General features: G+C 69.4%; 25 protein-coding genes and 1 pseudogene. 16 read left to right on the plus strand and 10 right to left on the minus strand.

The genetic code is table 11. From position 1 onward, the window contains the following. Together ACFZDK_RS50880 and ACFZDK_RS50885 are read left to right on the plus strand one after the other, a co-directional pair. A partial coding sequence (locus tag ACFZDK_RS50880; protein ID WP_390984873.1) for an SDR family oxidoreductase occupies positions 1 to 242 on the plus strand: 242 nt, incomplete at its 5' end. Between the two features lie 269 nt (positions 243 to 511). Next, entirely contained in the window at positions 512 to 928 is a 417-nt protein-coding gene (locus tag ACFZDK_RS50885; protein ID WP_390984876.1) for a nuclear transport factor 2 family protein, read from the plus strand. 180 nt (positions 929 to 1,108) lie between these two features. Here ACFZDK_RS50885 and ACFZDK_RS50890 read toward each other — a convergent pair. Next, positions 1,109 to 1,462 (minus strand): annotated as a pseudogene (locus tag ACFZDK_RS50890) (site-specific integrase); the annotation flags it as partial. Positions 1,463 to 1,469: 7 nt separating this feature from the next. On the opposite strand from ACFZDK_RS50890, the gene ACFZDK_RS50895 reads away from it, so the two are divergent. The 5 genes from ACFZDK_RS50895 to ACFZDK_RS50915 all read left to right on the plus strand — a co-directional run bounded on the left by ACFZDK_RS50895 (position 1,470) and on the right by ACFZDK_RS50915 (position 6,595). Then, the gene (locus ACFZDK_RS50895; protein ID WP_390985056.1) at positions 1,470 to 2,306 is read left to right on the plus strand and encodes an alpha/beta hydrolase fold domain-containing protein; all 837 of its coding nucleotides are present in this window, start codon (positions 1,470 to 1,472) and stop codon (positions 2,304 to 2,306) included. Then, positions 2,303 to 3,628, plus strand: coding sequence for a D-arabinono-1,4-lactone oxidase (locus ACFZDK_RS50900; RefSeq protein WP_390984879.1), 1,326 nt, complete (start codon positions 2,303 to 2,305; stop codon positions 3,626 to 3,628). Before ACFZDK_RS50895 ends, ACFZDK_RS50900 begins: the two co-directional genes overlap by 4 nt. Continuing rightward, positions 3,625 to 4,833, plus strand: a complete 1,209-nt coding sequence (locus tag ACFZDK_RS50905) for an alanine racemase (protein ID WP_390984882.1) — start codon at positions 3,625 to 3,627, stop codon at positions 4,831 to 4,833. The genes ACFZDK_RS50900 and ACFZDK_RS50905 overlap by 4 nt, the downstream gene beginning before the upstream one ends. 116 nt (positions 4,834 to 4,949) lie before the next feature. After that, on the plus strand, positions 4,950 to 5,609 hold the full coding sequence (locus ACFZDK_RS50910; protein WP_390984884.1) for a hypothetical protein: 660 nt from the start codon (positions 4,950 to 4,952) through the stop codon (positions 5,607 to 5,609). A gap of 323 nt (positions 5,610 to 5,932) precedes the next feature. Further along, entirely contained in the window at positions 5,933 to 6,595 is a 663-nt protein-coding gene (locus ACFZDK_RS50915; protein WP_390984886.1) for a hypothetical protein, read from the plus strand. 24 nt (positions 6,596 to 6,619) lie between these two features. Here the strand turns inward: ACFZDK_RS50915 and ACFZDK_RS50920 are convergent, their stop codons facing one another. The 4 genes from ACFZDK_RS50920 to ACFZDK_RS50935 all read right to left on the minus strand — a co-directional run bounded on the left by ACFZDK_RS50920 (position 6,620) and on the right by ACFZDK_RS50935 (position 10,283). Further along, positions 6,620 to 7,222, minus strand: coding sequence for an HD domain-containing protein (locus ACFZDK_RS50920; protein ID WP_390984889.1), 603 nt, complete (start codon positions 7,220 to 7,222; stop codon positions 6,620 to 6,622). A 76-nt stretch (positions 7,223 to 7,298) separates the two neighbouring features. After that, a complete protein-coding gene (locus tag ACFZDK_RS50925) occupies positions 7,299 to 7,865 on the minus strand; it encodes a dihydrofolate reductase family protein (RefSeq protein WP_390984891.1) in 567 nt (188 codons plus the stop codon). A gap of 274 nt (positions 7,866 to 8,139) precedes the next feature. Beyond that, complete coding sequence (locus tag ACFZDK_RS50930; RefSeq protein WP_390984894.1) at positions 8,140 to 9,054, minus strand: hypothetical protein; 915 nt, start codon at positions 9,052 to 9,054, stop codon at positions 8,140 to 8,142. Continuing rightward, positions 9,051 to 10,283 (minus strand): hypothetical protein, encoded by a 1,233-nt coding sequence (locus tag ACFZDK_RS50935; RefSeq protein WP_390984897.1) that lies wholly within the window; start codon positions 10,281 to 10,283, stop codon positions 9,051 to 9,053. The genes ACFZDK_RS50930 and ACFZDK_RS50935 overlap by 4 nt, the downstream gene beginning before the upstream one ends. A 181-nt stretch (positions 10,284 to 10,464) precedes the next feature. Here ACFZDK_RS50935 and ACFZDK_RS50940 point away from each other — a divergent pair, with 181 nt between their 5' ends. The 3 genes from ACFZDK_RS50940 (at position 10,465) to ACFZDK_RS50950 (ending at position 11,898) form a co-directional block, all read left to right on the plus strand. Further along, positions 10,465 to 11,067 carry a class I SAM-dependent methyltransferase gene (locus tag ACFZDK_RS50940; RefSeq protein WP_390984899.1) on the plus strand — a complete coding sequence of 201 codons (603 nt, stop codon included), beginning with the start codon at positions 10,465 to 10,467 and terminating at the stop codon, positions 11,065 to 11,067. 118 nt (positions 11,068 to 11,185) lie between these two features. After that, positions 11,186 to 11,677, plus strand: a complete 492-nt coding sequence (locus ACFZDK_RS50945) for a DUF2975 domain-containing protein (RefSeq protein WP_390984902.1) — start codon at positions 11,186 to 11,188, stop codon at positions 11,675 to 11,677. Beyond that, positions 11,677 to 11,898: a helix-turn-helix domain-containing protein gene (locus ACFZDK_RS50950; protein WP_390984905.1), complete on the plus strand. Its 222-nt coding sequence runs from the start codon at positions 11,677 to 11,679 to the stop codon at positions 11,896 to 11,898. The genes ACFZDK_RS50945 and ACFZDK_RS50950 overlap by 1 nt, the downstream gene beginning before the upstream one ends. A gap of 289 nt (positions 11,899 to 12,187) precedes the next feature. On the opposite strand, the gene ACFZDK_RS50955 is transcribed toward ACFZDK_RS50950, so the two are convergent. After that, the gene (locus tag ACFZDK_RS50955; RefSeq protein ID WP_390984908.1) at positions 12,188 to 12,727 is read right to left on the minus strand and encodes a hypothetical protein; all 540 of its coding nucleotides are present in this window, start codon (positions 12,725 to 12,727) and stop codon (positions 12,188 to 12,190) included. Between the two features lie 209 nt (positions 12,728 to 12,936). Further along, positions 12,937 to 14,037, minus strand: a complete 1,101-nt coding sequence (locus ACFZDK_RS50960) for a protein kinase family protein (protein WP_390984911.1) — start codon at positions 14,035 to 14,037, stop codon at positions 12,937 to 12,939. 190 nt (positions 14,038 to 14,227) lie between these two features. On the opposite strand from ACFZDK_RS50960, the gene ACFZDK_RS50965 reads away from it, so the two are divergent. Next, positions 14,228 to 14,485, plus strand: a complete 258-nt coding sequence (locus tag ACFZDK_RS50965) for a transposase (RefSeq protein ID WP_390984914.1) — start codon at positions 14,228 to 14,230, stop codon at positions 14,483 to 14,485. Positions 14,486 to 14,525: 40 nt separating this feature from the next. On the opposite strand, the gene ACFZDK_RS50970 is transcribed toward ACFZDK_RS50965, so the two are convergent. Next, positions 14,526 to 15,740, minus strand: coding sequence for an RNA-guided endonuclease TnpB family protein (locus ACFZDK_RS50970; protein WP_390984917.1), 1,215 nt, complete (start codon positions 15,738 to 15,740; stop codon positions 14,526 to 14,528). Positions 15,741 to 15,790: 50 nt separating this feature from the next. On the opposite strand from ACFZDK_RS50970, the gene tnpA reads away from it, so the two are divergent. Continuing rightward, positions 15,791 to 16,219, plus strand: a complete 429-nt coding sequence (tnpA, locus tag ACFZDK_RS50975) for an IS200/IS605 family transposase (protein ID WP_390984920.1) — start codon at positions 15,791 to 15,793, stop codon at positions 16,217 to 16,219. Positions 16,220 to 16,330: 111 nt separating this feature from the next. Here tnpA and proS read toward each other — a convergent pair whose 3' ends face one another. Both proS and ACFZDK_RS50985 read right to left on the minus strand, forming a co-directional pair. Beyond that, positions 16,331 to 17,743, minus strand: a complete 1,413-nt coding sequence (proS, locus tag ACFZDK_RS50980) for a proline--tRNA ligase (protein ID WP_390984922.1) — start codon at positions 17,741 to 17,743, stop codon at positions 16,331 to 16,333. A 180-nt stretch (positions 17,744 to 17,923) separates the two neighbouring features. Next, positions 17,924 to 19,000 (minus strand): fatty acid desaturase, encoded by a 1,077-nt coding sequence (locus tag ACFZDK_RS50985; protein ID WP_390984926.1) that lies wholly within the window; start codon positions 18,998 to 19,000, stop codon positions 17,924 to 17,926. Positions 19,001 to 19,327: 327 nt separating this feature from the next. Here ACFZDK_RS50985 and ACFZDK_RS50990 point away from each other — a divergent pair, with 327 nt between their 5' ends. The 4 genes from ACFZDK_RS50990 to ACFZDK_RS51005 all read left to right on the plus strand — a co-directional run bounded on the left by ACFZDK_RS50990 (position 19,328) and on the right by ACFZDK_RS51005 (position 22,465). After that, positions 19,328 to 19,483, plus strand: a complete 156-nt coding sequence (locus tag ACFZDK_RS50990; RefSeq protein WP_390984929.1) for a hypothetical protein — start codon at positions 19,328 to 19,330, stop codon at positions 19,481 to 19,483. 18 nt (positions 19,484 to 19,501) lie between these two features. Continuing rightward, positions 19,502 to 20,704 carry an FAD-dependent monooxygenase gene (locus ACFZDK_RS50995; RefSeq protein WP_390984932.1) on the plus strand — a complete coding sequence of 401 codons (1,203 nt, stop codon included), beginning with the start codon at positions 19,502 to 19,504 and terminating at the stop codon, positions 20,702 to 20,704. 91 nt (positions 20,705 to 20,795) lie between these two features. After that, positions 20,796 to 21,260: a hypothetical protein gene (locus ACFZDK_RS51000; RefSeq protein WP_390984935.1), complete on the plus strand. Its 465-nt coding sequence runs from the start codon at positions 20,796 to 20,798 to the stop codon at positions 21,258 to 21,260. An 83-nt stretch (positions 21,261 to 21,343) separates the two neighbouring features. Beyond that, positions 21,344 to 22,465, plus strand: a complete 1,122-nt coding sequence (locus ACFZDK_RS51005) for an IS630 family transposase (RefSeq protein ID WP_390984938.1) — start codon at positions 21,344 to 21,346, stop codon at positions 22,463 to 22,465.

A 22,465-nucleotide genomic window follows, 5' to 3' on the forward strand; every position in this document is an offset into this window, starting at 1 on the left:
GCGGAATCCGCGTCAACACCCTCACCCCAGGCCCTGTCGAGACCCCGGGCCTGGACGAGCTCCACGCCGCTTTCCCGCACAGCGATCAGCCCACCACGGCCGAGCCCGCCCCACCGACCCCGCTCGGCCGCGCCGGCCGTCCCGACGAGGTCGCCGCCACCGCCCTCTACCTGGCCGGCGACCAAAGCAGTTTCACCACCGGCGCGGAACTGTTCGTCGACGGCGGAGCCACACAGCTCTAGGCGCCAAATCGCGGGACGCATCCGATACCCCAGGGCGTCTGAGCCGCGTACTTGCGACCGTCGCCAGGGCAACGGATTCGACACAACGACACGGCAGGGAGTGAGTCTTGAAGAGCCGAATTCGGGTTCGCGCCGGTCGACCTTGGCGCGCTGCGTGAAGGCGGGGCGTTCATGCAGTTCGGCGGGCCGCTGAGCGGCAAGCACTTCCTGTTCCAGGGCTGAGGCCCGACCGACACCTGATGCAAACGAAGAGACAAAGGACAAGGACGATGGCAACAGATACGCAGACCTCGCGGACCGTGGCCGAGAAGTTCCTGGAGCGCCTGGGCAGGCAGGACCCCGACGGCATCCAGGAATTGTTCGCCGAGGAGATCGACTGGGACGTCCCCGGCAGTGACGCGCTGCCCTGGACCGGGCGCCGTACCCGCCGGGAGGAGGTCGGGCCGTACTTCACCACGATGTGGCCGCACTTCGCGCCCGGCAGGAGCAAGGTCGTGCTGGAGCGCTTCATCGTCGACGGTGGTGACGTGGTACTGCTGGCGGTCTTCACGCACACCGTCGCGGCCAGTGGGAAGGAGTTCACCACACCGGCGGCCATGCACCTGAGGGTCGAGGACAACCGGATCGTCCGCATGCACCTGTACGAGGACACGCTGACCGTCGAGAAGGCGTTCAGCGTCGGCTGAGTGAAGAGTGCTCAGGGGCCCGTGGCCCGGCGCACATGGCGGCCAGGACCTCGCGTTCGCCGAGTTCCGGGCCGGCCGGCGCCCATAGGATCGGCATCCCGGAGGGGGTGCAGACCAGATACAGAGCCCAGTGCCGTGCGGCACCGCCGTATCGGCGACGGACAGCACGGCCGGCGGAGTTCAGCGCCGGGCATCACCAGGTGCGAGGAGGCTGGTCACCTCGGCGACGGCCTCCGGCGAGGGCTTGAAGTAGCGGCGGACGTTCTCGGCCTTCTTGTGCCGGGACTTGGCCATCAGCATCAGCTCGGAGGCACTTTTCTCGCCGAGGTGGGTGAGGCCGGTGTGCCGGTACTCGTGCAGGTCCCAGCCCGTACCCAGCCCACGCAGGGCGGTGTGCTGGTCGACCAGGCCGTAGGCCTGGCCGTAGGAGAGGCGGGCCAGGCCAGTGTCCCGGCAGACGTCCCGGGCCGAGAGCATCCTGCCCGGGCCGGGACGGCGGCGGGTGACGAACACCGGCCCGCGGGTGTGGCGCTTGGCGGAGATCCGGGACCTCACGATCCCGACGCCCGAGGGCGGTATCCCGGCCCGCCTGTACCGGCCGGCGGGGGTGCGGCGTCCGTCGGCCGCGCTCGTCTACTTCCACGGCGGCGGATGGGTGCTCGGAGACCTGAGCGCCAGCGACTCCGTGGCCCGGTTCCTGGCCCATCACGCCGCGCTGACCGTCATCGCGGTCGACTACCGGCTGGCGCCGGAGAACCCGTTCCCGGCGGCCGTGGACGACGCGCTCGCGGCCTTCACGCACGTGGTGGAACACGCGGGGGAGTACGGCGTCGATCCGGCGGCCGTCGGGGTCGGCGGGGAGAGCGCGGGCGGGAACCTCGCGGCCGTGGTGGCGCTGGAGACGGCCCGGCGCGCACGCGAAGCCTCCTGCCCTACCCCGGCGATGCAACTCCTCCTCATGCCGGTCACGGACCTCTCGCGCAAGCACCGCTCGTACGAGCTGTTCGGGACGGGGCTGTTCCTCACCGAGGCCCAGATGGACTGGTACAAGGCCCACTACCTCCCTGATCCGGAACTGGCCACGGACCCACGGGTGTCGCCGCTCCTGGCCGAGGACGTCCACGACGTGGCGCCCGCCTACGTCGCCGTCGCGGGATTCGACGTCCTGCGCGACGAGGGCGAGGCGTACGCGCACAAGCTGCGGGACGCCGGAGTGCCGGCCGCCCTGCGGCGCCACAGCGGCATCACGCACAGCATGGTCAACGCGACCGGGTCCGGCCCCGCGCCCCGGGCGGTGCTGCGCGAAGTCGCGGGCGCCCTCCGCATGGGACTGACCTCCCGGGCCGGTCTGAAGACCCCCGAGGTGGAGGCGCGATGACCGCCACCAGGACCGCCACCTGGACGAACTGGGCGGGCGACCGGACCAGTCACCCGACGTCCTTCGTACGACCGCGCGATGAGGAAGAGGTCGTCCGTGCCGTGCGGACCGCGACCGAGCGGGAGCTCACCGTGCGTGCGGCGGGCAGCGGCCACTCGTTCAGCGACCTGGTCTGCACCGACGGCGTCATGATCGATCTGTCGCGCATGAACCGGGTGCTGTCGGTCGACGAGCACCAAGTCACCCTCCAGGCCGGCATCACCCTGCGCGAGCTGGGCCCGCGCAACGCCGAGCACGGCCTGTCCCTCGAGAACCAGGGGGACATCGACGCGCAGACGATGGCCGGGGCCCTCGCGACGGCCACGCACGGCACGGGCCGCGCGTTCGGCAACCTGTCGTCGCGGGTGGTGGGCATGCGACTGGTGACCGCGGACGGCACCGTACGACAGCTGGACCGGACCACCACATCGGAGCTGCTGCGCGCGGCCAGGGTGTCACTGGGGGCGCTCGGCATCGTCACCGAGGTGACCGTCGCCTGCGTCCCGGCCTTCACCCTGCGCCGGGTCGACCGGCCCCGGCCGCTCGACGACGTACTGGCCGGACTGGACCAACTGGTCGACACCCGCGACCACTTCGAGTTCTTCATCTGGCCGTACACCCGCACGGCCATGACCAGGACGTCGACCCGCACCGACGACACCCCGAGCCCAACTCCCCTCTGGAAGCGCCGACTTCGTGAGGAGTTCGCCGAGAACACGGTTCTGGGCGCACTGTGCCGGGTCGGCAGACGGTTCCCCTCCCTCGTACCGACCGTCAACGCCACCGTCGCCCGGTCGATGTCCGGGTCGCGGGTCGAGGACGTGGCCCATCGCGTCTACGCCACCGCCAGGAAGGTGAAGTTCACCGAGAGCGAGTACGCGATCCCGCGACGCCACTGCGCCGAGGCGCTGACCGCGTGCCTCCGACTCGTCGAGCGGCAGCGCCTGCCGATCCTGTTCCCCTTCGAGGTGCGCTTCACCGCCTCCGACGACGCGTACCTGTCCACCGCCGAGGGGCGCGAGACCTGCTACATCGCCGCCCACCAGTACCAGGGCATGGACGCCGACCCTTTCTTCCGCGCCTTCGAGGACGCCATGGCGACGTACGGGGGCCGACCGCACCGGGGCAAACGGCACACCCGTACGGAGGGCGACCTGCGCCCTCTCTATCCGCACTGGGACGACTTCGCCGAGCGGCGCACCGAACTCGATCCGACCGGGACCTTCGGCAACGCCCACACCCGAAGGGTCCTCGGCACCCACGACGAGGTGGTGACCCGATGACAGCACTCGACGATGCCGAGGACTACTACCGGCAGGTGTTCGCCCGGACCCAACCACCCTTCGCTTTCGTCGACTCGGACGCGCTCACCGCCAACGCGCACGACCTCCTGCGCCGGGCGCACGGGAAACCCGTCCGCATCGCGTCCAAGTCCCTCCGGGCCCCCACGATCATCGACCACGCCCTCGGGCTGGACCCCGGCTTCCAGGGCATCATGGCGTTCACCCTCGACGAGGCGCTGTGGCTGCACGGTCTCGGCGCCCAGGACGTCCTGGTCGCCTACCCGACGACCGACACCGAGCTGCTCGGGACCCTCGCCGGGCGCACCGCCGAGGACCCCGAGGGTGCGCCCGTCGTGATGATCGACTCGCCGGACCATGTCGAGCTGATCGAACGCGCGGCCCGCCGCCACGACGTCAGGGTGAAGACCTGCCTGGACTTCGACGCGTCCTTCTGGCTGGCGGGCGGCCGGATACGGATCGGGGCGAAGCGCACTCCGATCCACACCCCGGAGCAGGCCGCCGCGACGGCCCGGCGCGTCGAGCGCAGCGCGTACGCCCGTCTGGTCGGCGTGATGTCGTACGAGGCGCAGATCGCCGGAACGGGCGACGCGGTGCCGAGGCGGCCGGTCACCAACCGTGCGATCCGGCTGATGCAGGACAGGTCCCACCGCGAGCTCCGGCAACGTCGCGCGCTCGCGGTCGAGGCGATCTCCCGTGTCACGCCCCTGGACTTCGTCAACGCCGGCGGAACCGGCGACCTGGAACTGGTCGCGAGTGAACCCGCCGTCACCGAGGTCACCGCGGGATCCGGACTCTACGCGCCCGCCCTGTTCGACAGATACTCCCGGTTCGCTCCGCGGGCCGCGGCGTTCTTCGCCCTGCCCGTCGTACGCAGGCCCGGCCCGAAGACGGTGACCGTGCTCGGCGGTGGCTACGTCGCCTCCGGCGTGCCCCGCTGGGACCGGGCGTCCGTGCCGACCTTCCCGCCCGGACTGCGGTACGACGGCAACGAGGGCGCGGGCGAGGTGCAGACGCCACTGACCGGTGCCCCCGCGGCGCACCTCGCGGTCGGATCGTCGGTCTTCTTCCGGCACGCCGAAGCCGGTGAACTGTGCGAGCGCTTCAACGAGTTGCACCTGGTCCGGGACGGGAAGATCGTCGACGTCGTCCCGACCTATCGCGGAGAGGGCCGTTGCTTTCTCTGAGGCCACGCCGATGCGTGCGGGCCCAGGACAGTGCCCGATCTCCCTTAAGCTGATCTTCACAGCAACTGCCAGGCGCAAACAGGGGGATCAGCGTGGGAACGTCCGGGACAGCGGGCATGGCCGACCCGATACAGGAAGCCGCCGTCCCGAGCCCCACCAAGACGCTCAACTCGTTGCTGTGGGCGCTGGCGATCCCGCTGGTAGCTGTGACGGGAGCGGTCCTTGCCCAGTTTCCCTGGTCGTGGATCGGCATCGTCGTCGTGGTCCTCGCGGGGTTCAGCGCACCCGCCGTGGCAGGCGGCGTCTGGAATCGCGCGGGGGCCGCGACCTTCGCAGCCGTGACCACGTTCGCCCTCGGTCTCTTCGCGGGGCCCAGCCTGTTCGAGACCTACGTCAAGCAGGTCGGCGAGAGGACCGACGCCCTGGTCGCCGACACCGCGACGTACAAGAACGCCAGGAACAGCGAGCGCACCGTCTGCCGGGTCGTGGACACCTCGGGCAAGGTCCAGGACCTGACCGAACAGCAGAACTGCCAAGGCCAGTTCAAGCGCGGCCAGCACATCGTCCTGTACAAGGATCCGCTGGGCGTCCTCGAACCGTGGGCCGAGGCCACGGACGACCGAGCCGTGGACGTCGTCGGCCTGTACGCCACGGCCGGCCTGTTCACCGCCACGACCGCGTCGCTCTTCTACGCGGGAACGCGGCGGCGCTCAGACCGGGAGACGGACGGGAAGAAGCTCCGCACGTACGGCCCTCCGCGGCGATCGGAACCGTGAACGGTGATCCCCTGCCGGGCTCTGCGGTGCAGGGCGCCGTCCCGAGCGGTTGATGTCGGCAAGCGGAGCCGGGTGGCTCATTCTGGCGGAGCTTTCGTGGATTCCCGAAGGCGCTGGTCGCGCATGGCTAAAGTCCCTCCTGCACAGCCGTAGTCGTGCGATACCGGAGGGTGGCCATGAGGGGCAGGGGCGGCGGGCGGAGCCGGTCGGGACGGCGGGCGTTATGCGCCTCACCAGCACTCCTGGCCAGGTCCGCGGCGGCAGTCCTGTGCGCGTTCCTCCTTCTGGTTCTGGCCAGTTGCGGCACCGCCAACAGAGGCGACGTGCCGACACAGCACAGCTGGGTCCAGGCGATGGACAAGGCCCGTACGTCGCTGTTCAAGGGTGACCTTGAGTACGACGATGTCCGCCGCCTGAAGTTCCGGGCCGGACACCGAACCCCTTTTGAGGTCACTGTCTCCGGCAGCTGGCGGAACCTGGGGAACGGGAAACCGCACCAATCCGTGAACGTGGGGGCGGAGATCGGAGTTCAGCTCCACTGCCACGGTGACGCCACCTGCCAGAGCGACTCCTCACGCCGACAGCCCGTCCTGGACTCCGAAGACCGGAGCAACTGGACCTGGTGGATCACCCCGCACACCGCCGGGCCCCTCACCTTCAGCATCACCGTGACGACCTATTTCCGTGACACCGATACGGTCCTGGACGAGCAGACGATCCCTCTGAAAGCACAGGTCGATGCCGCGCCTCGCGGATTCCTCACGGTCGTGTGGGGCTGGTTGAAGTCGGGCTGGGTCACCGTGGTCGGCCTCGCGACCAGTCTGGCAGCGGTCTGGGGCGCGGCGAAGATGATCGCCAGCGACCTACGGCGCCGCTCCCGTGCCTCCACCGAGGAGCCGCCGGCTACGGATCCGGACAACGCCCCGGACCCGGATGACGAACCGCCGCCACGCCGGCAGGGGCAGGCGGCGCAGCAGTCCGACTGACACGCGCCGCATCCAGCGGCCGAGTCAGGTGTACACCGGAAAGGCCGACTGGAAGGCCAGGCGAGGCCCGGCGTCGGCCCCGAGGCGAGCGAGCAGGTCATCGAGCGCGAGGAACTCCTCCCACGGCTCCCGCTGTGTCGCCGCGGCCAGCGCCTTGACGAGCCTGTCCTCAAGGCCGGGGACGCGCTTGTCCTTCCATACCTTGTCGGCCGTGCTGACCAGGAGGTCCTCAATCGTCACGACGGGGTCGTCCCAGCCGGCGTGAGTGGCGGCGAACCGGGCCAGGGAAGGCGAGAAGCCATGGCTCAGCAGCAGATCACGACCTGCGTCCTCGTGTGCCGAGCCGGCACCGGTGAGTTCCTCGGGATGCAGGACCTTGCCCACGTCATGGGTCGCTGAACCGAAGAGAACGCCTTCACGGTCCAGGGAGAGTTCCGGGTATCGGTCCTGCACCCAGTCCACCAGTTCCACCGCAACGTCATGCACCGCGCGCAGATGCGCCGCCAGCCGAGGCGGGGCGTCCAGAGAACGCAGCAGCTCCGCCACCGCGGGCGGCAGCGGCCGCAGAGGCGGCTCGCCCGGGGCGTCCAGGGCACGTGCCAAGAAGTCCGTGGGCGTTGCGGTCATCCCGCGAACTGTACCTCCTGCCCGCACAGTCGAGGCTCAGCATCTCCCACCTGGGAGCCCTGCGTCCCGGCCGAGATCAGCGTTGGCTGGCAGGCTTGCTCGGAAGTTCAGTGCGACTGCCCTGGCAGGAGTAGACGATCTCCACCGAACCGCCGGGGAGGGCACGCTCATGCTGGAAGGTCAGCGCGGTGTCGGGACTGAGCGTGGGCGTCAGCTGCATCCCACCGCCGAACAGCAGCGGCAGTACGACCAGTTCGAGGGTGTCGAGTGCGCCAAGGGCGTGGAACGTCCCGATCGTCCGCGGGCCCCCGATGAGATGGACGTCTCCACCCCGGTTGGCCGAGCGGAGCTTTTGCAAGAGCCGCACCGGGTCGCGGTCGGTGGTGACGTGGTCGGGGGTGCCGTCCGGACGATGTGAGCCGAGTACGAACACGTCGAGGTCCGGCCATGGCCAGCGGTTGTTGGTCAGCGCGGGTTCGAAGGTGGTCCGACCCATCAGCGCCGCCTCGCAGCCGTCGAGGAACTCCCGGATACCGTGGCTCTCCCCGGAGACGAACGCGGGATCGGCAGTCAGCGCGGGCCACCCGTTCGGTGTGGTCACATAGCCATCGGCACTCATGCTCATACGGGCGCGGATCCGCATGTCTCTCCTTGGGGCCCGGCGGTCGGCTGCGTGGTCGGCAACCTGAACGGCCTCGGTCGACGAATGGACATCACTGCTTGAGCACAGAGTCGCAGCCTGTCCGGATGGTGCTTCCGGGGGGCCACACCTCTACTCAACCGTCGAACGGGAGACCCACCGATCGACACGCCGCGGAGAAACCCTCGCCCATGACGAGATCATGGGCCTGCAGTCCCGGCACCGGGCCGCCCCTCCTCGCACAACGATGTCGAGACGGCCGACGACGGTCGGCAGGTCAGTGGGCTGCGGTATCCGTGAAGGCGGTGAGGAGTGCCCGAGCGCGCCTACGGAAGGCGTCGTCCTGGTCGATGATGCGGTCTTCGAGGCCGGAGCGGACGATCCGGGCGTCGCCGTCGGCGAGGACGGCGAGCCGGTGCAGGTGCTCGCCGGTCAACGCGCCGGGGCCGAGAGCTTCCAACGCATCGCAGGCGCCCGCCGGATCGGCGTCCACCTCGGCGGACCACAAGGCGGCCGTGGCAAGCGCGGCGTGGTCCAGTGAGCCGGGTTCCGTCACGGCTATGAGGGCCACCACCGCTGCGGGTGCCTGAGCCGGATCGTCGAGTGCGGCTTCCAGGTGCACGGCGAGCGGCCGCCCCGCGGAACCAAGGAGCGCCGTCGTGCGGGCCGCCCGCGCCACCGACCACCGCGACCAGGGATTCCTTCCGGCACGCGAGAAGACCGAAGCCAGCACGGCGACCGCCTCGTCCGCCGTCCCCGAGACGCGCCACAGCGCCTCGGCGACTTCCGTGTCCTTGTCCAGGGCAGGTGTGGTGTCGTCGGCGGGGGAGCTGAGCGCCTCCCGAAGGGCCGGCGCCAGCGCCGCTCCCCGGAGACCGAGCGCGCCCGCCGTCCTGGCAGCGTCCCGCAACTGACCGGCACCGCCCCGGAGTTCCCGTTCCAGACAGTGCAGCAGGGGCGCGCTCTCGCCGGTGAGGTCGTACAAGGCCTTCGCCACGGGGAGGACTCCCTGCTCGGCCCGCTCCCGCACCAAGGAGACGGCGACGGCCCGGGCGCGGTCCGTCGGGGCCAGGCCGCCGGCGACGGAGGCGATGGCCTGGGCGGCCTGGCCGGGAAAGTGTGGAAGCGCCGCGCACAGTTCGGGCAACGCCGACGCTGCCTCGGCGCCCCAACCGGCCAGCAGGCGTGTCAACTGCCCCGGTTCGTTGCCGCTGAGGTCCTCGGGCCGGGTGAGGCGGTCCCGGACCGCGTCGAGGAGAGTGGCGTCGTAAGGGAAGGGGAAGTCCTTCGGGCTCCGGAACCCGGCGACCGTGTCGAGGGCCCGTGGCCGCCGCCCGATGCCGGCGGCCAGGAGCGGTGCCGCCTGTGCCGACCGACGAGCACGAGCGCGGCCAGGGCCCGGTCGGCATGGTCGTCGTCGTGGTCCGGATTCCGTCCGGCGAGCGGGGCGAGCACCTCAGCGGTCGGTGCGGCAGCGGGGCCCAGCCGACCCAGGAGGGACGACATGGCGACCACCGACTCTTCGTCCATGGCCGCCGCACGCAGGCTCCGCACCAGTCGCTGCGGGGCACTGCGCGAGAGCATGCTCGCGCGATCAGCCGCCCAGAGCCCTTCGGCCCGCACCTCGGCCCTGCGGTCGTGCAGAGCGGCGTCGACCAATCCGAACGCCGCGTCGCGCGCCACACGTTGGCCTCGGCCGAGAAGAGCCTCGACAACGGCGGCCAGCGGCTCGCCGCGTGCGTGGTCGAGATCAGAGCACAGGGCGTCGGCAGGCAGCAGGGACAGCATCGTGGTCTGCAGGGCCTCGGTCCACGGAGCGTCCGCGTCGAGGCAGGCGAGGACGGCGGCCATTCGTACCTGGGCGGGAGAGGACGGTTCCAGGACCGAGGCGGCCAGCGCCGCGCCGCCCGGGGGATCCAGCCGGGCGATACCGGCGAGGACCTCGGCGCGTACGGCTGCCTCGGACTCCTCCGTCCAGCGCGTACGGAGGCCAGGAAGCACGATCCCGGGCGCACGGGTGTGGGACACCGCCCAGGCTGCGGTCCGCCGGACCTCCGGCTCCGGGGAGGCCAGCAGGGGCAGCAGCAACGGGAGTTGGTCCGCCACGGCCGCCCGGACCGCTCCCGCTGCCACGCCGTACTCGTCCTCGCTCTCGGCCATGCCCCCGAGCAACACCAGAACGTCCGCCGTACGGTGGCCGGCCGCCGCGATCCCCGCCAGGAACGGCACCGCCTCCGCACTGGCGGCATAGACAGTTCCCTGGTGCAGAACGCTCCCGTAGAGCTCCGACAACGCCTCATCGGCATCCGCGCCGGTCAGCGCCCGCAGCAGATCGGGAACGTCTTCCGCGCTGCCGTACGCGTGGGAGAAGGAGGACCAGGGACGGTCGTCCAGGCCATCGAGCGGGTGTGCAAGATCCATGCGGAGCATCGTGTCACCCACCTCTGACATCACCCGGCCACACGCACCGCCCGGCCGGGCCGACCAGGTAGATGATCACGGTCTTTGCGTAGCGGAGGGGGCGGTGCTCAGCCACTGCCGCAAGCGGTTACGACAGCCACCGTCGCCCCGACCAGCCGCCTGCGCGGCCATAATCCACGGCATGTCGCTTCACGGAACGGACGCGTACAAGGGCGACGACGCACTGCCCGTGCTGGTCCAGCGGGCTGTCGAGGCGGCGCGCGCACACGGGTTCGCGTTCTCCTGTCGACCCGGGCAGGGGCGTCTACTCCAGGTGCTGGCCGCAGGAGCACCCCACAGCATCGCGGAGACCGGAACAGGCTGCGGTGTCGGCCTGGCCTGGCTGGCCTCGGGCGCGCCTGCGGGCACCAGGCTGATCAGCTGCGAACGCGACCGGGAACGGGCCCGTGTCGCTTCGGACGTCTTCCGTGATTGCGACCACGTCGAGGTCCTCCACGGCGACTGGCGGCGGATCGAGGAATTCGGCCCTTACGACCTGCTCGTGCTCGACGGCGGAGGCCAGGCCAAGGGCGACGGCACCGCGGACCCCGCACGTCTGCTCGCCCCCGGCGGCACCGTCGTGATCGACGACTTCACCCCGGCCACGACCTGGCCGCCCCACTTCGACGGCGCACCGGACCAAGCCCGACTTCACTGGCTCACCCACCCCGATCTTCGAGCCGCCGAACTCCGCCTCGCGACAGACCTCAGCGTGATCGTCGGTACCCACCTACCCGACAGCTGAGCGATCGCGGTGACGCGGCCGACGGCAGGTGCGAATCCGTCGCCCGCCTCCGCTCACCCCTTGCCTGTCCTATCGAATTTCGATAGATTCCCATCGCGAATCGATGGAAGGGTTGGTCATGGGAAAGCTGGCGGTGGGTGCGCTGCGTGCCGTGCTCGGGGTGGTGCTCGTCGGCACCGTGTTCGTGCAGGCGGGGATGGTGTGGGCGTTGGTGAGCAAGAACGACCCGGAGGACGGGTCGCTCCCCCTGACCTCGCTGCGGGTGATCACGATCCTGGGCATGGTGTCCGTCCAGGTCGCGGTGGTCTGCGTGGGGCGGCTGGTGACGATGGTGCGGCGCGGAACCGTGTTCTCCCACGCCGCCTTCCGGTACGTGGACGGCGTGATCGGCGCGATCGTGGCGGTCGCCCTCCTGTGGTTCGCGGTCACGGCCGTCAACGCGCCGGGCCAGCGGGACGACCCGGGCGTCACCCTCATCATGGGCGGGATCGGCGTGGCCATCCTCGGGGTCGCGCTCATCGTGCTCGTGCTGCGGATGCTGCTCGCCCAGGCCGTCGCACGCGATGGAGAAGCGACGCGGATGCAGGCCGAGTTGGACGAGGTGATCTGATGCCGATCGCCGTCGACATCGACGTGATGCTGGCCAAGCGCAAGATGTCCGTGGGCGAGCTCGCGGACCGCGTCGGGATCACACCGGCCAACCTGGCGGTACTCAAGAACGGCCGCGCCAAGGCGGTGCGGTTCGCGACACTCGCTGCGCTCTGCGCGGTGCTCGAATGTCAGCCGGGCGACCTGCTCCGCTGGGAGGCGGACGACCTCGTGGGCGAATGAACCGCGCCTGCGGACACGCCGTCGCCGATCCCGCCCGCCCTCGACCGAGTTCGCGAGCATCACGGCCGCGGTGAGATCCGCCGTATCCACGTGTGCACGGTGAACGGCCTGCTCCTTCCCGGCGCCCGCCAAATCGTCCAGCTCAGCGCCCAGGCCACGGAGCATTGCGCAACCCGACATCGCTGGTCGTTCGGCAGGACTCGGCGGGGCTGAGGTGTCCCGGCAGTGAGGCGTCGCCGCCGTCCCTGCATCGCCACCGCGGTCGCGGAAGCGGCCTGCGCGCGAGAACTCACACGAGTCCGGCGGCCTGCCGAAGCTTCGCTCGATCGCCAGGACGGGTCAGTTCCTCCGCCAACATCGCCACTACGCTCGCGTTCCGTGTGAACACGACCCGGCACTGCTCACGCTCGGGATGATCGCTGTCACTGCCGAACCAACGCACCATGGCTTCGTTGCGTCCGTCGATCGGCTCGGAGAATCCAGCGATCGAGACCAGAAGATCCAGCAGGCCGGACTGCACAGGAACCTGCGGATCGCATGCGAGGCGGAACAGAAACGGCAGCGCTGCCGGCATGCCCAGGTTCATCTCTCTGACACTGTTGAGAAGGGAGTTGGTGAGCACGCGCTTGGCCTCGGGCGCGGCAGCCTGATCGAGCAGGCCGTGCAACAACACCGGGATGGCCGCCGGACACTCCGGGAACTCGGACCAGACGACATCCTCGCACCCGCGGAGGGCGGGATGGCCACGACCGGCCTCAACTGCCTGCGGGTAGTCCAGGAGGAACCGAGTGATCGCTGTCTCCTTGCCGACCAGATCCGTGCTGCACACCTGTCTGTCCCCGTCCTGCCGCAACCAACCGTGAACTCCGCGTCAGCCGAACTCTCGCGCGATCAGAGATCCATGCACAAGCCAAGACAACGAACCGATGGGGCGCTGTGCGGCGTCCCGAAGCCCGCGGATGACATCGCTCGCACCCGGGCGCCGGTCGGATGTGGCGTGCTCGGTCGGCCGACCGGCCGGAGCGGAGCAGCGGGCACCTACTGCCCTGGACAGGACCGCTCGGCCAGAGCCCGCTGAATGTCAGCTGCAGGGAAGGGGGTGCGCTTGCTCTGCGTAAGCAGTCGATCGTGGAAGTCGTCCAGGACGATTGCGTGGGGAGCGTGACGGTCGATGATCGCGGCGATGTCGGCGGGAACGCCGTCGGGGCGGCGGCCGCCGACCCATTCGCGCAGGAAGGCCCCGTGTTCGGCGCCCGCGCGTACGCCGTCCGGCAGATGGCGGCGAAGCAAATGGTGACGAAGCAGGTGGTTCGGTGCGTAGGAGCGGTCGTACACGAGGTGATCGGCGAGGAAAACACGCTCCTCCGCCGACAGTTCGAAATCGCGACTCAACGCGAGCCCGAAGTCCGCGAAGTACACCCGCCGGCCGTCCGTCAGCAGATTGGCGAAGTGGGCGTCGAAGTGGACCAGTCCGCGCGCACTCAGGAACTCCGTCCCCCGCATCAGCGCATTCTCGACCCACTGATAGGGCGATTCACCTCCGCGCTGCGACCGGGCCGCTTCACGGGTATCGCCGCCGAGCCACTCGGCGAGCGTCCGTGGCACATGCTCCAGGAAGAGCACGAGGCTGTGGGAGGACTCTCCGATGGCCTCCAGCCGACGTCGCACGGCCGACGAGCCCTCCCAATGCGCTACGGCCCCCTCGACGCCGCCGAGCCCGTCGACGAAGCCGGCCGGGGGACTGTCGGGCAGAACCCGCCAGTGATAGAGCAGCGGGAAACCGGCGAACTCGTTCTTCAGCACCCAGCCTGTCGTCATGATGTGCGCGGTCAGCTCACGCCAGGCACCGAACCCCGCCGACCCCGCGCCGTACTGGTAGAAAAGAGGAAGCCGGAACACGTTCGCTGTCGACCGCACATGCTCCGGCCGTAACTCGATGTCCGTCAACGGGACCCGTTTGACGAAGACGCGTATCCCCTCGACTTCCATCTCCGCCGACCTGCCGCCGATACCGGAGCCAAGACCTGGTGCGGCGGAGACTGCGTCCTCAAGTCGACGGTCGCTGAACAGGGACAGCCGTGCGCCCACGGCCGCGTAAGCGGACACGCGCGCGGCATGCGCCGACTCGGTCACATCCATCGGTGACTCCAACCTGACAGCGGATTCGGCTCCCGTCGATCATGCCAGGGTGTTGAGCGCGACGCCCGAGGGCGCGGTCAAATGACGCCCCGAGCAGGGTGACCGTCAGACCCGTGTCCGGCTGCAAGGCGTCGGACACGTCCGCGCGCACCAGCAGCGGCCCGTACAGGGCCGTGTCCAAACGATCAGTGTGAAGCGTGAGGGAACCAACTGGTACGTCGTCCTTGCCTGCGGCGAGGTCCCCGCCGAGCCGCTGCCGCCCACCGGGGCGATCGTCGGCATCGACATGGGCGTCGCCCACTTCCTGACCACCTCGGACGGCGAACACGTCGCCAACCCGCGCTTCCTCCAGGCGGTGACCGAAGAACTCGCTGAAGTGCAGCGTTACCGGGTCATCCTCGTCGAGTCCGTTTCTCTTTGGCGGCGCGGCGGGTGTCGGCTGACTTGATGTCGTGACTCCTCCCCCGGCTGAAGCCGGGGGCTTCTCGTTACGCCGGGTTGGCGTCGCGACGGACCAGCCCGGCCCGTAGAACGTTGATGGCTCCCACCGTGTCGGCGTGCGCGGTGTGGCCGCACGAGAGGCAGTGGAACTTTTCCTGTGTGGGCCGGTTCTCCTTCGCGGTGTGCCCGCATTCGGGGCAGGTGCGGGAGGTGTTGCGGGGGTCCACGGCGATCACTTCCCGTCCGGCGCTTTCAGCCTTGGCGTGCAGGATCGTCAGGAACACCCCCCATCCGGCATCGTTGATCGACCTGTTGAGGCCGGCCTTCGCGGCAGCCCCGTTGGGCAGGAACGCGCCTGCCTGGCCGGGGTCGGGCCTGGGTGCGGGGGCCTTGCTCATGTTGCGGATCTTGAGGTCTTCGTGCGCGATGAAGTCGTGTGCGCGGACCAGACTCAGCGCGGCCTTGTGTGCGTGGTCGAGCCGCTGACGCCGGACCTTGCCGTGCAGCTGGGCGACCTTCTCCACCGCGCGCCGGTGGCCCGCGGTGCGGTCTTTGGCCTTGCAGCGCGGGAAGCGGGACAGGGCCTGCTGCGCCGCCTCAAGTTTCGCGGCCGCGCGACGGCCGTGGCGCGGGTTGGGCACGAAGGCGCCGTTCGAGTCGGCGAGGAAGTTCGCGATGCCCAGATCGATCCCGGCCACGGAGCCGGTCGCGGGCAGCGGTTCGGGCCGGTTCTGTTCGGCGGTGAGTACGACGAACCACTTCCGGCCCTCGCGCTTGACCGACACGGTCTTGACGTGGCCGAGCACCGGGCGGTGCTGGTTGACCTTCACATGCCCGACGCCCTGGAAGCGGACACGGATTGCGGAGTCGTGCGGGGTGGAGTTCCAGCGGCAGCCGTCCCCGTCCTTGGGGAAGTCCACCGTGTCGAACCAGTTCACCCCGCGAAAGCGCGGGTAGCCCGGGGCATCGCCGGACGTGACCCGGCGGAAAAAGGCGGCGAACGCTTTGTCGAGACGGCGCAAGGTGGCCTGCTGCGAACTGAACGACCAGCGGCCCTGACGCTCCGGGTCGAACGCCCGGATCTCCTTGAGCTGCGCGGACTGCATCCCGTACTGGACGGTGGTCTTCGAGACGTGCCGCCAGGCGTCGCGGCGTTCCTGCAACGCCCCGTTGTAGAGGGAGCAGTGATCGCGCAGCATCTCGCCGAGGGCCTGCTCCTGGCGGACGGTGGGCCGCATGAGGAACTTGTACGCACGGATCATCCAGCCCACCCCCTCCGGTCAAGTCCGCTTGATCCTACTTCACTTGGCGCATGTCACCACGCTGGGAACCAGATCCCGACATCAGACGCGGAAACCATGTAATTTTCAACCTCCACGCCTACTTGGTGTTCGTCACGAAGTACCGGCGGGAAGTCTTCAACGACGACATGCTGACGCGCTGCGAGGCGATCATGCGGGACGTGTGCGAGAGCTTCGGCGCGGAGCTTCGGGAGTTCAACGGCGAAGGCGACCATGTGCATCTGCTCGTGCACTACCCGCCGAAAATCGCCCTGTCCAAGCTCGTCAACTCCCTCAAGGGCGTCAGCTCCCGCTACCTGCAGGCGGAGTACACCGGCCGGATCAACAGGATCGGGACGGGCTCGGTGTTCTGGTCCCCGTCCTACTTCGCCGCGTCCTGCGGCGGCGCACCGCTGAGCATCGTCAAGGAGTACATCGAAAACCAGAAGCGACCGGCCTGACCCTCACCCCGAAGACGCAGAGAACTCCGGCGCTGCGCGCCTCCGGGCCGAAAATCGCATTCCCGCCCGGCCTGAAGGCCGGGATTCCCTACGAAGATCAAGGGATGGGGGTCAGTAGGCGCGTGCGATGACGGCGATGATGTCCGGTTGGTTGTCGTCGTGGGGGACTGATCCGTCCGTGGTGGTGAGGCAGCGTACGGTCACGCCGTGTTCGGCGAGTTTCGCCTCGCCTTCCGGTCCCAGCGCTGTCCAAGGAATGTGTGCCCAGCCGGTGTTCGCCGCTTCCAGGGCTTCTTGGATGGTGGTGACTTCAGCGGTGTGGTCTTCGCGGTGTCTGCGGGATTGCGCCAGCAGCAGTGCCTGGTCGTCTTCGAGGACGGTGGGCAGGAGTGCGGGCAGGGCGTCGAGCGGTGTCGGTTCCTTGGTTCCGGGAAGTCGGCGGACCAGTACGGCGGTGCCGTTCTGGAGGTCGCGTGGTCCGATCTCGATCCGTACGGGGACTCCCTTGAGTTCCCAGTCGACGGTGCGGCGGCCGAAGGGCATGTCGGTGCGGTCGTCGACGTGCACACGGATGCCCGTGGCCGTCAGCCGTTCGCCGATCTCGCGAGCCTTGGTGACCACGGCGTCGTCGTCCTTGATGGCGACGACGACGGCCTGGACCGGGGCCAGGCGCGGCGGGATGCGCAGGCCGTCGTCGTCTCCGTGCATCATGACCAGCGCGCCGACCATGCGGGTGGTGGAGCCCCAGGAGGTCTGCCAGACGTATTCCTGTCGGCCGTCTTTCGTGAGGAATCGGGTGTTGAAGGCCTTGGCGAAGTTCTGGCCGAGCTCGTGACTGGTGGCCAGTTGGAGGGCTTTGCCGTCGCCTGTCATGCCTTCGAGGGTGAGGGTGTTGATGGCGCCGGCGAAGCGTTCCCGGGCTGTCTTGCGTCCGGGTACGACGTCCAGGGCGAGGACGTTCTCCATGAAGTCGGCGTAGACCTCCTGGTGGATACGCGCCGCGTAGGTGCGGGCGTCGTCCTGGGTGGCGTGGGCCGTGTGGCCCTCCTGCCACAGGAATTCGGTCGTGCGCAGGAAGACACGCGGCCGCAGTTCCCAGCGGACCACGTTCGCCCATTGGTTGATCAGTAGCGGCAGGTCGCGGTAGCTCTGCACCCACTTGGAGAAGTAGTCGTTGATGATCGTCTCGGAGGTGGGCCGGACGACGGCGGGTTCCTCCAGTTCCTTGCCGCCGCCGTGGGTGACGACGGCCAGTTCGGGGGCGAAGCCCTCGACGTGTTCGGCTTCCCGGGTCAGATAGGACTGCGGGATGAGGAGGGGAAAGTACGCGTTCTGGGCGCCGGCCCCTTTGATCCGGGCGTCGACTTCCTGCTGCATCCGCTCCCACAGACCGTATCCGTAGGGCCGGATGACCATGGTGCCGCGCACCGGCCCGTTGTCGGCCAGTTCGGCCTTGCTGATCAGGTCCTGGTACCAGCGCGGGAAGTCGTCCGCCTGTGGGGTGAGAACGCGTGCTTTCGCCATGGCGCGCAGAGTAGGGGGCGGGCGCGTCCGGGCGCGAACCCATTACTCCCACTCCTTGTCCTTCGTGCACGTCAGCAGGACACCAGCAGGACACCAGCAGGTCCGAGTGCTTCCCGATACCCTCCCAGTAGCCCGTTCGGCCGTTTGCCCTGGCAACCCTCACCCACCGCCCAGGAGCGGTCAGGACGCCTTTCGCTGCCGCCTGATGGGCTCCCCGGTCCGGTGGAGGTGCGTGAGCGCCTCGCGGTAGGACTGGATCAGCCCGGTCTCGTGGTAAGGCACGCCGATTTCCTCGCAGTACGCGCGTACGACGACCTGGGCCCGCCGCAGGTGCGGAGAGGGCATGCCGGGGAACAGATGGTGCTCGATCTGGTAGTTGAGCCCGCCCAGCATCAGGTCGGTGAGCCGGCCGCCCCGCACGTTGCGGGAGGTGAGTACCTGGCGGCGCAGGAAGTCGGGCCGGTCGTCGCCGGTGAGAGTGGGCATGCCCTTGTGGTTGGGGGCGAAGACGCACCCGAGGTACACACCGAAGAGGCACTGGTTGACGGCGAGGAACGCCATCGCCTTGCCGGGGGAGAGCACCAGGAACAGCGCGGACAGGTAGGCCGCCATGTGCAGTAGGAGCAGGCCGCCTTCCAGCAGGCGGCTCTTCGCGGAGGGCGAGAACAGCGATCGTACGCTCGCCACGTGCAGGTTGAAGCCCTCCAGCGTCAGCAGCGGAAAGAACAGGAACGCCTGGTGGCCGCCTATGAGGCGGGCCGGCCCACTGCTGTTCCGGGCCTGCTCCGTGGACCACACCAGGATGTCCGGGGCGACGTCGGGGTCGAGTTCCTCGTGGTTGGGGTTGGCGTGGTGGCGGGTGTGCTTGTTCATCCACCAGCCGTAGCTCATTCCGATGCCGAGGTTGCCGAAGAGCCGGCCCCAGACAGCGCTCGTGCGGCGGTGCCGGAACACCTGCCGGTGCGCCAGGTCGTGGGCCACCAGCGCGACTTGGCCGAAGACCAGGGCCATGAAGGCGGCGACCGCCAGCTGCCACCAGCTGTCGCCGAGCACGGCGAACGCCGCCCAGCCCGCCGCCAGCAGTCCGATCACCACCGTGAGCCGCACCGCGTAGTAGCCGTGGCGCTGCCGCAGTAGGCCTGCCTCGGTGATGCGCCGGGAGAGCCGGGCGAAGTCGCTGCCGACGTCCGGGCGGATTCTGCGGGAACGCACAGCGGCCGCTGCGGTCGCGACCGAGGCGTCGGAGGAAGTCGTCATGCAGCCGAGTCTCGCTACGCCCCTCCCACCGCGACCAGCCGGTCAGCTGCAGGCGTCCCGGGGGCCGAGCCCCCCACGCCCCCATGGGGTTGTCCCCACCCTTGTACCGCCTGACCTGGTCATTCGCCTGGCGCTGACGTCGATCACCGGGCCCGCCGGCCAGCCGGCGCAGAAGAACGGCGTGGCGATGGCCCGGCTTTCAGCCGCGCGATCATCCAGACCGGCACCAAGTCCTGCACACGCGCACACACCAAGGCACAAGCCCAGCACGGCCGAGCGGAACATTCGTCCAATCCACCGGCGCCTACCGGCGGAAACAGTGGGGCTATGCCTGTTCTTGACGGCGGCCCGTACGTGAACGGCGCCGATGAAGCCACCCGCTTCCAACTGGAGCAGCGGGCCTCGCTCCTGATGGAGAATCTGCCGGGGTTCGCCAAGCGCCTGCAGGCCGTTGCCGCGGTTCACGCCGTACGGGTGGACTGAATGAAGGAGAAGGGCTCCATGCGGATTCTGGTCTCTGGTGCCAGTGTCGCCGGGCCGGTGCTGGCCTACTGGCTCACCAGGCACGGTTTCTCCGTCACCGTCGTCGAGCGTGCGCCGGCTCTGCGGAAGACCGGTGGGCACGCGGTCGACCTGTTCCGGCCCGCGATGAACATCTCGGAGAAGATGGGTGTGCTGCCGCGCGTCGAGGAGCGGGCCACCGGGGCGAATCGGATGACCGTCTACGGGGAGGGCTTACGGCGTCCCGTACGGGCGGACCTGTCGAAGATCTTCGGTGGTACCGGCGACCGGCACGTCGAGATCATGCGCGACGACCTGAGCGAGATCTACTACGACGCCGCACGCGACGACGTCGAGTACGTCTTCGGCGACTCGATCACCGCGATCTCGCCCGACGGCGAGGTGCGGTTCGAGAACGCCGCGCCGCGCCGCTTCGACCTCGTCGTCGGCGCGGACGGGCTGCACTCCAACGTGCGCCGCCTCGTCTTCGACGAGGCGCCCCGCACCCACGCCTTCATCGGGGCCTACTTCGGGGTGCTGACCCTGCCGAACGTCGCCGACCTCGACCGCGAGCTCCTCATCCACGTCGGCGTCGGCCGCACCGCCGGTCTGTACGGCGCTCGGCATCTCGGCGACGCGCGGGCGTTGTTCCTGTTCCGCAGCGAGCGCGAGCTCGGCCACCACCGCGACGTGCCCCGGCAGAAGAAGCTGCTGCGCGATGTGTTCGCCGGCATGCACACCCACGTGGACCGCTGGCTGGAGGAGCTGGACCGCACGCCTGCGTTCTACTTCGACTCGATCACCCAGCTCCATATGGACACCTGGTCACGGGGGCGGGTGACGCTCGTCGGCGACGCGGGCTACTGCCCCGGTCCGGCCGTCGGCGGCAGCACCAGCCTGGCCGTCGTGGGCGCGTACGTCCTCGCCGGAGAGCTGGCACGGGCGGGCGGCGATCACGAGCGGGCCTTTCCCGCCTATGAGCGCGCGATGGCGGAGCACGTACGAGGCAGCCGCGCGGTCGCGCTGAGCGCGGCGAAGACCCTGGTTCCCACGTCCCGCCGAGGCGTCTGGGGGCTGGCCCATGGCGCCCGCCTGATCTCCGCCCTGCCCGCGGGCCCCAGCCGCGCCCTCCTTCGCCTCACCACCAAGAGCGCTCGCTTCTATGACTCCGTGACCGTCGATGACTACCCGCCGGAGGACTAGGGCGCGTATTTGGTTGTGATCAATAGGTGGTTCGGGTGAGGTGCTCGAGCCGGATAAGGTGCCCCCGAAGTCAGGCATGAGGGGGATCTCGTTGGAGCGACGGAAGCTGATCGGGATCGGGGCGGGGCTGGCGGTCCTACCCGCCTGGTGGACCCTGCGTCAGGTGGCGAACGGGGCCAAGGGGGACTGGCGCACCGACACCACACCGCTGGAGCGGGCATTCCCGCTGCTGGGCCAGCTCGCCGATGCCAAGTGGGTGAGCAGCCGGGACAACGATCGGGGCATACCGTCGCCGGAGCTGGTGATTTCGGGCTTCGCCCGGCTGACACCGGGGAAAATTGCCGAGCTGACGGCGGCCCACGCCTTCGTCTCCGAGGGGCCGGCCGATGACTTCTCCTCGTGGTTCGAGAAGCCGCTCGAGGGCGAGGGGCCGGAGAACCCCCGGTGGATCCGGTCGCACGAGCTCGACCGCGACGGCAGCGGCTACTCCACCAAACTGTGGTTCGACCGTCGCAGCGACACCGTCCGCTTCTGGGCACTCAACCCGTACGGCTAGTGCTGTGACCGCATAGGTTCGCCGGTTCGGCGGTTGTAGCGGTTGGATGTGCGGTGACGTCCGATCCGACCGTTGGAGGCGCGGTGGCCGAGCCCGTCCGGGTGCGCAGACTGACCGACCAGGAGGGGCAGAGGCTGCAGCAGGTCGTGCGCCGGGGCAGCACCAGTTCGGTGCGTTACCGGCGCGCGATGATGCTGTTGGCCTCGGCCGGCGGAAACCGGGTGCCGGTGATCGCCCAGCTGGTCCAGGCCGACGAGGACACCGTCCGGGACGTGATCCACCGCTTCAACGAGATCGGCCTGGCCTGCCTGGACCCTCGGTGGGCGGGAGGCCGTCCCCGCCAACTCAGCGATGACGAGGAGGACTTCGTCGTCGTGACGGCTACCACCCGCCCGGTCAAGCTCGGCCAGCCATTCACGCGCTGGTCGCTGCGCAAGCTGGTCGCCTACCTGCGCAAAGTGCACGGCCGGGTGATCCGTATCGGCCGCGAGGCATTACGGTCCCTGCTCGCCCGCCGCGGCGTCACCTTCCAGCGTACCAAGACCTGGAAGGAGTCCCCGGACCCCGACCGTGAGGCGAAGCTGGACCGTATCGAGGAAGTGGTGGACCGCTTCCCGGACCGGGTCTTCGCCTTCGACGAATTCGGCCCGCTGGGGATCCGGCCCACCGCCGGCTCGGGCTGGGCGAACCGGAAGCATCCCGACCGGGTGCCGGCCACCTACCACCGCACCCACGGAGTCCGGTACTTCCAGGGCTGCTATTCGGTCGGCGACGACCGCCTATGGGGCGTCAACCGCCGCAAGAAGGGAGCCGTGAACACGCTGGCCGCGCTGAAATCGATCCGCGCTGCCCGGCCCGACGGCGCCCCGATCTACGTGATCTTGGACAACCTGTCTGCCCACAAGGGTGCCGACATCTGCCGCTGGGCGAAGAAACATAAGGTCGAGCTGTGCTTCACCCCGACCTACGCCTCGTGGGCGAACCCCATCGAAGCGCACTTCGGACCGCTGCGGCAGTTCACGATCGCCAACTCGAACCACGCCAACCACACCGTGCAGACCCGAGCCCTGCACGCCTACCTCCGCTGGCGCAACGCCAACGCCCGCCAACGCGACGTCCTGGCCGCCGAACGCAAGGAACGCGCCCGCATCCGCAGCGAGAAGGGCATCCGCTGGGGCGGACGACCACTCGCCACCGCGGCCTGA

It is taken from the genome of Streptomyces sp. NPDC007901, from assembly GCF_042959465.1.
GTDB lineage: Bacteria > Actinomycetota > Actinomycetes > Streptomycetales > Streptomycetaceae > Streptomyces.